The organism is Photobacterium ganghwense (assembly GCF_017329545.1).
In the GTDB taxonomy this organism is placed as follows: Bacteria; Pseudomonadota; Gammaproteobacteria; order Enterobacterales; family Vibrionaceae; genus Photobacterium; species Photobacterium ganghwense.
Genome location: NZ_CP071325.1, coordinates 3367690 through 3378886, shown reverse-complemented (window position 1 = coordinate 3378886; position 11197 = coordinate 3367690). Strand labels below are relative to the sequence as shown.

10 protein-coding genes are annotated in these 11197 nt (G+C 54.4%); 5 read left to right on the top strand and 5 right to left on the bottom strand.

Annotated elements, in window-relative coordinates; translation table 11 throughout:
- Positions 1-41: 41 nt before the first annotated feature.
- Together typA and FH974_RS15310 are read left to right on the top strand one after the other, a co-directional pair.
- Complete coding sequence (typA, locus tag FH974_RS15315) at positions 42-1871, top strand: translational GTPase TypA (protein WP_047887085.1); 1830 nt, start codon at positions 42-44, stop codon at positions 1869-1871.
- An 88-nt stretch (positions 1872-1959) separates the two neighbouring features.
- Complete coding sequence (locus FH974_RS15310; protein WP_207103401.1) at positions 1960-2502, top strand: AAA family ATPase; 543 nt, start codon at positions 1960-1962, stop codon at positions 2500-2502.
- Between the two features lie 4 nt (positions 2503-2506).
- Here the strand turns inward: FH974_RS15310 and FH974_RS15305 are convergent, their stop codons facing one another.
- Positions 2507-3148: a DUF2959 domain-containing protein gene (locus tag FH974_RS15305; protein ID WP_207103400.1), complete on the bottom strand. Its 642-nt coding sequence runs from the start codon at positions 3146-3148 to the stop codon at positions 2507-2509.
- Positions 3149-3225: 77 nt separating this feature from the next.
- On the opposite strand from FH974_RS15305, the gene FH974_RS15300 reads away from it, so the two are divergent.
- The 3 genes from FH974_RS15300 to FH974_RS15290 are packed head-to-tail and all read left to right on the top strand — an operon-like array spanning position 3226 to position 5592.
- Positions 3226-4188, top strand: coding sequence for a virulence factor BrkB family protein (locus FH974_RS15300; protein ID WP_047887121.1), 963 nt, complete (start codon positions 3226-3228; stop codon positions 4186-4188).
- On the top strand, positions 4188-4625 hold the full coding sequence (gene dtd / locus FH974_RS15295) for a D-aminoacyl-tRNA deacylase (protein ID WP_047887088.1): 438 nt from the start codon (positions 4188-4190) through the stop codon (positions 4623-4625). Before FH974_RS15300 ends, dtd begins: the two co-directional genes overlap by 1 nt.
- 46 nt (positions 4626-4671) lie before the next feature.
- Positions 4672-5592 (top strand): bifunctional GNAT family N-acetyltransferase/hotdog fold thioesterase, encoded by a 921-nt coding sequence (locus FH974_RS15290; RefSeq protein ID WP_047887089.1) that lies wholly within the window; start codon positions 4672-4674, stop codon positions 5590-5592.
- On the opposite strand, the gene FH974_RS15285 is transcribed toward FH974_RS15290, so the two are convergent.
- From FH974_RS15285 to hslR, 4 genes are all read right to left on the bottom strand, one after another.
- A complete protein-coding gene (locus FH974_RS15285) occupies positions 5547-7685 on the bottom strand; it encodes an AsmA family protein (protein WP_207103399.1) in 2139 nt (712 codons plus the stop codon). The genes FH974_RS15290 and FH974_RS15285 overlap by 46 nt on opposite strands.
- Before the next feature lie 149 nt (positions 7686-7834).
- On the bottom strand, positions 7835-9466 hold the full coding sequence (gene pckA, locus FH974_RS15280; RefSeq protein WP_207103398.1) for a phosphoenolpyruvate carboxykinase (ATP): 1632 nt from the start codon (positions 9464-9466) through the stop codon (positions 7835-7837).
- A gap of 319 nt (positions 9467-9785) precedes the next feature.
- Complete coding sequence (hslO, locus tag FH974_RS15275; RefSeq protein WP_047887092.1) at positions 9786-10664, bottom strand: Hsp33 family molecular chaperone HslO; 879 nt, start codon at positions 10662-10664, stop codon at positions 9786-9788.
- A 95-nt stretch (positions 10665-10759) separates the two neighbouring features.
- Positions 10760-11170, bottom strand: coding sequence for a ribosome-associated heat shock protein Hsp15 (gene hslR, locus FH974_RS15270; RefSeq protein WP_047887093.1), 411 nt, complete (start codon positions 11168-11170; stop codon positions 10760-10762).
- Positions 11171-11197: the final 27 nt, after the last annotated feature.

The window sequence follows — 11197 nt, the reverse complement described above, 5'->3', positions numbered from 1 at the left end:
AACCGTCCGGTCGCTGCATGTTCTGAGTGAATGTAAAACACATGTCAAATCCACAGATCGATAAATTAAGAAATATCGCAATCATTGCGCACGTTGACCACGGTAAAACGACTCTGGTTGACAAATTGCTTCAGCAATCTGGCACGTTAGAGTCTCGCGGTGAAGTAGAAGAACGCGTAATGGATTCCAACGACATCGAAAAAGAGCGTGGTATTACCATTCTGGCTAAGAACACAGCGATCAACTGGAACGATTACCGCATCAACATCGTTGATACTCCGGGACACGCCGACTTCGGTGGTGAAGTTGAACGTATCATGTCGATGGTTGACTCAGTACTGCTGATCGTTGATGCCGTTGACGGTCCGATGCCACAGACGCGTTTCGTAACGCAAAAAGCGTTTGCTCACGGCCTGAAGCCAATCGTGGTAATCAACAAAATTGACCGTCCGGGCGCACGTCCTGATTGGGTTATGGATCAGGTATTTGACCTGTTCGACAACCTGGGTGCGACTGACGAGCAGCTGGATTTCCGTGTAGTGTACGCATCGGCTCTGAACGGCTGGGCAACACTGGAAGAAGGCGAAACTGGCGAGAACATGGAACCTCTGTTCCAGGCTATCGTAGATAACGTTGCTGCGCCAAACGTTGACGTTGATGGTTCGCTGCAGATGCAAATTTCTCAGCTGGATTACAGCTCATACGTGGGTGTTATCGGTGTTGGCCGTGTTACGCGTGGTTCGGTGAAGCCAAACCAGCAAGTTACCGTTGTGGGTGCTGACGGCACTAAGCGTAACGGTAAAGTTGGTACAGTACTGGGTTACCTGGGTCTGGAGCGTCACGATGTTGCGCAGGCGACAGCGGGTGACATCATCGCAATCACAGGTCTGGGCGAGCTGAAAATCTCTGACACTATCTGTGACGTGAATGCTGTTGAAGCGCTGCCAGCTCTGTCTGTTGACGAGCCAACAGTTACTATGACCTTCCAGGTAAACACCTCTCCGTTTGCGGGTAAAGAAGGTAAGTTCGTAACGTCACGTAACATTCTTGAGCGTCTGCAGAAAGAACTGGTTCACAACGTTGCTCTGCGTGTAGAAGAAACGGATGACCCGGACAAGTTCCGCGTATCAGGCCGTGGTGAGCTGCACCTGTCTATCCTGATCGAAAACATGCGTCGTGAAGGCTTTGAGCTGGCAGTATCTCGTCCGGAAGTAATCCTGAAAGAAGAAGATGGTCAGCTGATGGAACCGTATGAAACGGTGACTATCGACGTGATGGAAGAGCACCAGGGCGGCATCATGGAAAACATCGGTCTGCGTAAAGGTGAGCTGACTGATATGGCACCGGACGGCAAAGGCCGTGTACGTATGGACTTCATGATGCCTTCTCGTGGCCTGATTGGCTTCCAGACAGAGTTCATGACCCTGACTTCAGGTTCTGGCCTGCTGTACCACACGTTTGATCACTACGGTCCGCACAAAGGTGGCGAAATCGGCCAGCGTGTGAACGGCGTACTGATTTCTAACGCAACCGGTAAAGCCCTGACTTACGCACTGTTCAACCTGCAGGAGCGTGGCCGTCTGTTTGCTGAGCACGCAGATGAAGTGTACGAAGGTCAGATCATCGGTATTCACAACCGTTCAAACGACCTGACAGTAAACTGTCTGAAAGGTAAGCAGCTGACTAACGTTCGTGCTTCTGGTACGGATGAAGCACAGGTTCTGACTCCGGCGATCAAGTTCACTCTGGAGCAGGCGCTTGAGTTCATCGATGATGACGAGCTGGTAGAAGTAACGCCAGAAAGCATCCGTATCCGTAAGAAACTGCTGACGGAAACCGATCGTAAGCGTGCAAGCCGTTCAGCGAAATAATCGCTAACCGCATGTACTGAATCAATCCCTCCATCGCGCAAGCATGGGGGGATTGTTTTATCTGGCCAGGTAAATGGAAAACTGACCTATGCAACCGATAATCATCACCGGCGGCCCTGGTGCCGGCAAAACCACACTGCTGCAGGCGCTGGCCCAACGGGGCTACCTGACGTACCCGGAAGTGTCCCGCGCCCTGATCCGGGAAGAATCAGCCCGTGACGACGGCATTCTGCCTTGGACCGATTTACCGGGTTTTGCTGCGCTGTGCCTGGATCGCATGAGCAGCCAGCGTGAGCAGGCGGCGTGCAGTACGATGCCGGCGTTTGTGGATCGGGCGATTGGGGATATTTGTGCTTACCTGAAAGTCGGCGGTGTGCCGGTGACGGCGAATTATCTGGCGGCGGCCAAAGGCTATCATTCCACTGTGTTTTTCTGCGCGCCGGAAGCGTCGATTTATGTGCAGGATGATGAGCGTCCCCATAACTTCGCTGAAGCTCAGGCGATTCACCGCGAGCTGGTGACGACCTATCAGGCGTTGGGTTACGCAGTGGCAGAGGTGCCTTGGGGGACCGTGGAAGCGCGGGCCAACTGGGTATTGGCCCGGCTGCGGGATGGGCAAATCGGCGAGTAGCCGGTTAGGCTTTTTTCAGCTGTGCGATAAAACGCTCTGACTCGCTGATGGCGGCTTCCATGTCGGTAATGGCCCGCTGAATATCGCGCTGCAGGGTATTAAATTCGCCCTGTAGTGAACCAATCGCCGCGGCATTAAGATTATGCTTAAGATATAGGGTATTATCACGCAACGTGTTGAGTACCGGCGTCATTTTCTGCTCTGCGCGGTGCATTGCACCAAGCATGCGTTTGTAGGAAGCCTGGGTGCTGCGCAGCTTGCGTTCGCTGTCCCGGCGCAGGGTTGCGCTGGTATAGAGCGTCAGTTCGTCTTCCCATTCGTCGAACAGCGCATCGGCGACGTCTTCAATGGCCGCGATGCGATCGCTGACTTTCTCTGCCGCTTTCTGGCTGGCCAGATACTCATCATTAATGGAGTTGTACACGCGCTCCAACTCACCGCCATCAAACTGGTTCAGGGCTTTAAGGGCGGTCAGGGCATCGGTGAATTTTTCCTGGGCATCGGCTTGTGCTTCATTGGCCTCTTCCACCCGGTCTACCATGATGTCGCGTTTGTGGATCCCGACTTTTTCCATGGCTGAATAATAAGCGCTTTGACACCCTGTCAGGGTGGTCAGCGCTAGCAGGATGGCAAGCAAATAGGGCATATTGGTCTCCGGTTGTCCTAGAATCTATTGAATCTTCGAATATTTTAAAAACAAACAAGAAAATTAGTGACATGACTATGGCTGACAAAAAGACAACTGGCAAGCACGATTGGCAGCAGCAACTGCGCACGACGTGGGCCTATATCCGTTATCTTCATCAACGTGTCGGGCACGATCGCCTGACGGTGACCGCAGGCTCTATGGCGTATGTGACCCTGCTGTCATTAGTGCCACTGATCACTGTGGTGCTGTCCGCATTGTCATCCTTTCCGGTGTTTGCCGGGTTGGGCGACATGCTGCAGAACTTCGTGATTGAAAACTTCGTTCCGGCTGCCGGGGAAATCCTCAAAGAGTACCTCAACGAGTTTGTGGCCAATGCCGGTAAGATGACGGCCGTAGGTATCGGGGCACTGTTTGTGGTGGCGATGATGCTGATTTCCACCATCGACAAGTCGCTTAACTATATCTGGCGGGTGACGGAAAAGCGCCGTCCAGTAATTTCGTTCTCGATCTACTGGATGGTTCTGACGCTGGGGCCGATTCTGGTCGGGTCCAGTATTGCGGTCAGCTCTTATCTGGGATCGCTGAACCTGCTAAACAGTGATGCCGTCAATGGCCTGTTGCAGCGCAGCCTGCGCGGCCTGCCTGTGTTGATGTCCAGTGCCGCCTTCCTTGGCCTGTACCTGCTGGTACCCAATACCAAGGTGCGTCTCAGCCATGCCGTGATTGGTGCCGTGACGGCCAGTGTGCTGTTTGAGCTGAGCAAGAAAGGGTTTGCCCTGTACATCACCAACTTCCCGTCGTACCAGGTGATTTACGGTGCACTGGCTGTGGTGCCGATTTTGTTTGTGTGGGTGTATCTGTGCTGGTGTATTGTGTTGTTTGGCGCGGAGATCACCGCCAGCCTTGGCGAGCGGCAGTACTGGCACCCGATCGACAAATCCCGTGATGAAACGGTGCCGACCGCCGAAGAAATGGCCGTGCAGGAAAGCGGACAGGCCACAGAAAGTGAACACAAAGAGGTAGAAAGGAAAGAGTAATGATTGCACTTATTCAACGAGTCAGCGAAGCCAGCGTAACGGTGGATGGTAAGGTAACCGGCGCGATTGGTAAGGGACTGCTGGTATTGCTGGGTGTCGAGAAAGGCGATGACGAAGCCAAAGCCCAGCGCCTGCGCGACAAAGTGCTGGGGTATCGTGTCTTTGAAGACGATGCCGGAAAAATGAACCTCAATGTGCAACAAGCCGGTGGTAGTGTCTTGGTGGTGTCGCAATTTACGCTGGCAGCCGATACCAAAAGTGGGATGCGGCCAAGTTTTTCTGCTGGTGCGACACCATCGGAAGCCGAACGGCTGTATGATTACTTTGTCACCTGCTGTAAGGATAAGGATATTCAGACAGAAACCGGTATTTTTGCTGCGGACATGAAAGTCGCGCTGCTCAATGACGGACCGGTCACTTTCTGGTTGCAGGTATAATTATGGATGGGGGCTGCAGGCCCCCTGAACAGTGGAGAAGGATTTCATGTTTCGATTGATCACCCCGGCAACAGACGCAGAACTGGCGCAATACTATGACTTCCGTTGGCGGATGCTGCGTGAGCCCTGGCATATGCCGGTTGGCTCGGAGCGTGATGCTTATGATGAACTGAGTATTCATCGGATGATTGTCAGTGACGATGGTGAAGCGATTGCGATTGGCCGTTTGTACATGACACCTGACAATGAAGGTCAGATCCGTTATATGGCGGTGCATCCCGATTACCGGCACCAGGGGATGGGGGCGATAGTGCTGATGGCGCTGGAATCGTTGGCCCGGCAGGAAGGGGCCAAGCGCCTGGTCTGTAACTCGCGCGAAGACGCGATCCCTTTTTATCTGCGCAACGGTTTTACCAGCCAGGGCGAACTGAGTGAAGAGCGCGGCCCGGTTCGGCACCAGCAGATGCTTAAGCACCTGGATCCACTGACGGAATTCGTGCGCCATCCGGACTGGTGTCAGGAGCTGCAGGAGCTGTGGCAGTCCCAAATTCCCATCAGTGAAAAAATGGGGGTGCGGATCAGCCAGTACACGGGGTATCGCTTCGAGGTCAGTGCCCGCATCAATGCCAACCTCAATCCCAAAGCCAGTATGTTCGCCGGCAGTATCTTTACCATGGCGACGCTGGCCGGGTGGGGATTTGTGTGGATGCTGCTGAAAGAGCGCAAGCTGCCCGCCGACATTATTCTGGCTGACAGCCACATCCGTTATCAGCATCCGGTGACCGAGCGGCCTAAAGCCGTGGTCACGGTTGAAGATCTCAAGGGCGATGTGGACCGACTGGCCAAACGCCGGAAAGGCCGGGCAGTGGTGCAGGTGCAGGTCTACAGCGGTGAGACGTTAGCCGCCACCTTCACCGGTACCTATATGTTGTTTCCTTCGCAAGGCGACAACAACACCGTGTGCTGATCCCCCTGCCACCGTTGTACTAACTGTTGACGTGAGCCGGTACTGGCCGACCGGTTTTCACTGTCTGGCTGCCGACACGGGTAGCTGGCCTGCCATTCCAGCTGTTGCGCTGCCGGATCCGCCATATCCCATTTCCCTTCCAGTCCTGCCTGTAACGGCCCACTGTGCAATGACATCGGTGCGACGGTGATGCGTCCCCGATCGCTGGTGATAGCCAGCGGAGTAATGGTCACGCTGGCGGCTGGTGCTTTTGCGGGAGTCGTGTTGGTCGTTATCGTGGCAACAGCAGGCTTGTCGGCGGCTGTTTCAGTGGTCGTGATCGCCTGAGCCGGTGCGGCGCTGAGAACCGTCGGTTCGGTTACTATTGGCTGCCCGGTTTGTTGCCAGTGCTGCCACAGTTGAGCGGCAGGCTGGCTCAGGGTGCCTTCACGCAGGCTCGCCGTGAGGTTGCCGTCGAGGCTATGGGCCAAACTGAGGCGATTGGCGGCCAGCCCTTTCAGTTGTCCTTGTGTATCGAGTTTTCCTTTTACCGGCAGCGGCAACTGAAGCCATTGCGCCAGCAGGGCGGCGGGCAGGCTGTCACCCTGCCACTGCAGCGACCACGGGCGCCCGGCGGTATTCAGGTCGATTGTTCCCTTTGCGTTGAGCAGGCCATCGGCGAATGGCAGGGTGGCTTCGCTCAGTTGCCATTGGCCCTGTTCAGATTCCATTGCCAGATAAGGCCCGGTCAGGCTAATCGTGTTGAAACTGGCCGCGCCAGCACCGGCGGTCAGGCTACCTTGCCACAGACCCGGTTGGTTATCCCGGCGCAGCAGCAGATCCTGTCCTTTGAGGTTAAGCCCGGTCAGGTGCCAGGGGGAAGCGGGTGCCGTATCCACGAGCTGGCTGTAGCCGATATCCAGGCTATCGATACGAATGGTCGGCCAGTGGGCAAAGGCGGTGCGGGCAGTTTGCTGCCAGTGCGGTGGCAGGAACACTTTGAGTCCCTTCAAGACTAAGCTGTCAAGCTGAAGGCTCTCTGGGGTCAGGATGCCAGCGGCTCGGCCATAGCCTTCCAGCGCGTTGACCGAGGCGCCTTTGATGGTGACTTGGGCCGGAGTAAAAGCCAGCTCCAGCAACGGGTCAGTAAAGGTGAGCGCCTGCCAGCTGCCGCTTTCTGCACTGAATGACAGCCAGGCCTCCGGTTGTTGGTAGGCACTTTGCGGCCAATGCCAGTTTTCCAGCGACAGGCTGGCATGGTTAAGGGCCAATGAGGGTAATTCGAGGCTAATGTCGAGCATGTCGAGACGGCCAAGTGTTGTTGTCCCGCCAGCCTGCGTCCAGTGGTGCAGCCATGTCTGCAAGGCGGCGAGTTCATCGCCTTGCTGGAGTTGTAGATCGCTCACGGTTAACTGGTGCAGCTGAAGTGCCTTTACGCGGGTATCCAGTTCCAGCTGGCCATTCACACCGGCGTGCTGCCAGTCAAAGGAAAACCCGTACAGGGTCAGGGCTGGTGCGGTGTAGTTGCCGTCGAGCAGCAGCTTTTCCACCGGGAACTGCTGCCAGCGCAGAGTACGGGCCGCAATTTGGAAGTTGCCCGTAAACTGCTGCCAGAACGGGCGGGGATCTGAGGCGCGGAAATGCCAGTTATCAAGCTGGATCTCACCTTCTGACAGCGTGATATCGGCGCTGTGCCAGGTCAGATTGCTCAGGGCTAGTCGCTGGCTCGATAGCTCGGCAGGCACTGGCAGCGACGCGCTGTCGGCGCTCAGGTTCAGGCCGTCTAACAGAATGGTGTCAAAATGCCAGTGCCCGGCCAGCAGGCTGGACGGGCTCAGCCACAGGGTCAGCTGGTTTGCGGTAAATGGAGTCTGCGGCTCAGAGGGCGTATCCGCCGCACGAGGCTGCAGACGTAACTGGTTCAGGGACAGGCGCCACGGTTCCTCGATGTCGTAGACCACCTGCTCAGCCTCCAGCTGATACGGGCTGACGGTATTGAACAGCCGAACCGTCATCGGGGTGGCAAAGCGGGTATGCATCATGGTCAGGAAGACCGTCGAGCCCAGCAGGATGAGGACGAGCAAAGTAGCAACGAGTTTCCCGATGAGGCGCATGTGGGCTCCTGAGGCAGTTAAAGAGTGGGCAGGTTAATATTAGGGCGCAAATTGCCCTGTGCTGCAAGTATGGCAGCCGGAAATGGCGAGCGGGCAACGAAAAAGCCCCTCGTGTGAGGGGCTTGGCATTGGTTGTGGCGCGTTGCGGATTAGTCCAGCTGAGGACCTGCAGCAACCAGCGTCGAACCTTCGGCAGTATCCGTGTACTTCTCGAAGTTATTGATGAAGCGCTCTGCCAGATCTTTGGCTTTGCTTTCCCACTGCAGTGGATCCACATAGGTGTCACGTGGGTCCAGAATGCTTGGGTCAACGCCAGGCAGAGACGTCGGTACTTCCAGGTTGAAGATCGGCACGTGCTTCGTTTCGGCATGCTCGATAGAGCCGTCCAGAATTGCGTCAATAATGCCGCGGGTATCCTGAATTGAGATACGTTTGCCAGTGCCGTTCCAGCCGGTGTTGACCAAGTAGGCTTCAGCGCCTGCCGCTTCCATACGTTTAACCAGTACTTCGGCGTATTGTGTTGGGTGTAGCGTCAGGAACGCGTTACCGAAACATGCTGAGAAGGTTGGCGTCGGCTCAGTGATGCCGCGCTCAGTACCGGCCAGTTTCGCAGTGAAGCCTGACAGGAAGTGGTATTTGGTTTGCTCTGGCGTCAGTTTAGACACCGGAGGCAGCACACCGAATGCGTCAGCAGACAGGAAGATCACTTTGTTAGCGTGACCGCCTTTAGAGACCGGCTTAACGATGTTTTCAATGTGGTAGATAGGGTAAGACACACGGGTATTTTCGGTCTTCGAGTTGTCGTCGAAGTCGATAGAGCCGTCGCTGCGTACCGTTACGTTTTCTAGCAGTGCATCGCGACGGATCGCGTTGTAGATGTCTGGTTCTGCTTCTTTCGACAGGTTGATGGTTTTCGCGTAGCAACCGCCTTCGAAGTTGAATACACCGTTGTCATCCCAGCCGTGCTCGTCATCACCGATCAGGGCACGTTTCGGATCGGTAGACAGGGTTGTTTTACCGGTACCGGACAGGCCGAAGAACACCGCTACGTCACCGTCTTTACCCAAGTTCGCGGAACAGTGCATTGAGGCAATGCCTTTCAGCGGCAGGAAGTAGTTCATCATTGCGAACATACCTTTCTTCATTTCGCCGCCGTACCAGGTACCGCCAATCAGCTGCATTTTCTCGGTCAGGTTGAACACGGTGAAGTTTTCAGAGTTCAGACCTTGCTCCTGCCACTTATCGTTGGTGCATTTGGCACCGTTCATGACCACGAAATCAGGCTCGAAGTTTTCCAGCTCTTCTTCACTTGGACGGATGAACATGTTTTTCACAAAGTGTGCCTGCCAGGCCACTTCAGTGATCACACGAATGCACAGGCGGGTGTCCGGGTTCGCACCACAGTAACCATCAACCACAAACAGGCGCTTGCCAGATAGTTGATTCGTTACCAGGTGTTTCAGATCCTGCCAGACTTCCTGAGAGATCGCTTTGTTGTCGTTGGCGCCCTGGTCAGCCCACCATAGGGTATCTTTGGTGGTGTCATCTTGGACGATGAACTTATCTTTTGGTGAACGACCTGTAAAAATACCGGTATCAACGGCGACGGCACCCAGCTCAGTAACGATACCTTTTTCGTATCCCTCCAGGCCCGGCTTGGTCTCTTCTTCAAATAGCAGTTCATAACTTGGGTTACGAACCACCTCTGTAACATTGCTGATACCGTATTGAGATAGGTCGATATTTTTTGCAACCTTTTTATCGACGTTCATGACGGTCATAGGTGCTCCTTGGGTAAGATGTTGTTTAACTGTTGACCATGCTAGCAACCCTAAAGGGGTAATTCAGGGAGGTTTATCAAAAATTAACCATTTAAAAGTTAGGGTTAAGTAAAATAGTTAGAGTAATTGTAGGCCTTTATTTTATCCTGATGTAAAACGTTTGCGCTAGGCCTAAAAATTAATATTTTCCTTGAAAAAAGCGTAATTTAGCGCGTTATTGACTTACGAGCTGGCGGGGAAAAGTGTGCTTCAGGTAGAAAAAAAGCCGGATGTCATCCGGCTTTTGTAAGAATGTTTCAGGCTTAATAAGAGGGGATAATTAATGAACCTGCTTACTGGTGTCGTTCGCGGCGTGTTCGAACAGGGCAGCAACATCAATGCTGTCAAAGTCATACGTTGTGCCACAGTAGTCACAGTGCAGGGAAACTTTCCCCTCTTCTGCCACGATGCGATCGATTTCGCTGCGCTCGATAGAAACGATAGCTGATGCGCTGCGCTCACGGGAGCAGCCACAATGGAAGCTCACGTCCTGCGGTTCGAACAGCTTCACTTCTTCCTGGTGGTACAGGCGGTACAGCACATCCTGCGCGTCCAGGCCGAACAGCTCTTCGTCTTTGACGGTCTCTGTCAGCTGCTCCAGGTGCTCAAAGTCCCCTTCATGGCCTTTACCGTCCGGCAGGATCTGCAGCAGCATACCGGCCGCTTTCGCTTCACCGTTCAGTTCGCCGGAGCGCAGCCAGATACGGGTTTGCAGCTGTTCGGAGTTTGCGAAGTACCCTTCCAGACAGGTTGCCAGTGAGTCGCCTTCCAGGCCAACGACGCCTTGGTAGCGCTCGCCTTTTGTTGGGGTAATAGTGATCACCAGGTGACCTTTACCCATCAGGTCGTGGATGTTGCCGCTTTCCGGTACATTACCTTCCCAACGTGCAACGCCACGCAGTTTCTGGTCGTGGTCGCCGTTGATCACTGCCAGTTTTACCGGGCCGTCACCTTGCAGTTGCACCGTGATCGAGCCTTCAAACTTCAGGGTCGCGGTCAGCAGGCTGGTGGTCACCAGCAGTTCGCCCAGCAGGGTTTTCACCGGTGCCGGGTATTCCTTGCTGGAAATGATTTGCTGATAAGTTTCGCTCAGCTGAACCAGTTCACCACGTACGGACACACCGTCAAACAGGTAACGGTATAGACTGTCTTTTGTCATTAGCTTGTTTTCTCCAGCAGAAGGTCAATCGCCAACATTTGCATCACTTTCGCCATCGTAACGAAACTATCGGCCGTTATGATGACCTAATGCCATTAATTGGAATTACTTTTAAACTTAATTATATCGCGTCGCTGTTTTTTATCCGGACGCTTGTCCGGACTCGGGCTGCCAAAGGCATGGAGCTTGCGCATCTGAGTGTGTTCTTCACGCTTCTTGATGCTGTCGGCTGTCTCCCGATACAGGGTTTGTGCTTCTGGCGCACCGCGGCGTGTATCCGATAGCTGCTCAACAATGACGGTTTTTTCCTCATTGCCCTGACGCAACCGGATTTCGGCACCGACTTCGACCAGCTTGCTGGGCTTGGAGCGTTGTCCGTTGTATTGCACTTTGCCGCCGTCAACCATGTTGCGGGCAAGTGAACGGGTTTTGTAAAAGCGTGCCGCCCATAACCATTTATCCAGACGGACCTGTAGGTTGTCAGAATTGGACTGATGTTGGCCCACTGTCTGCTCCTTACCCCAAAGGGCGCT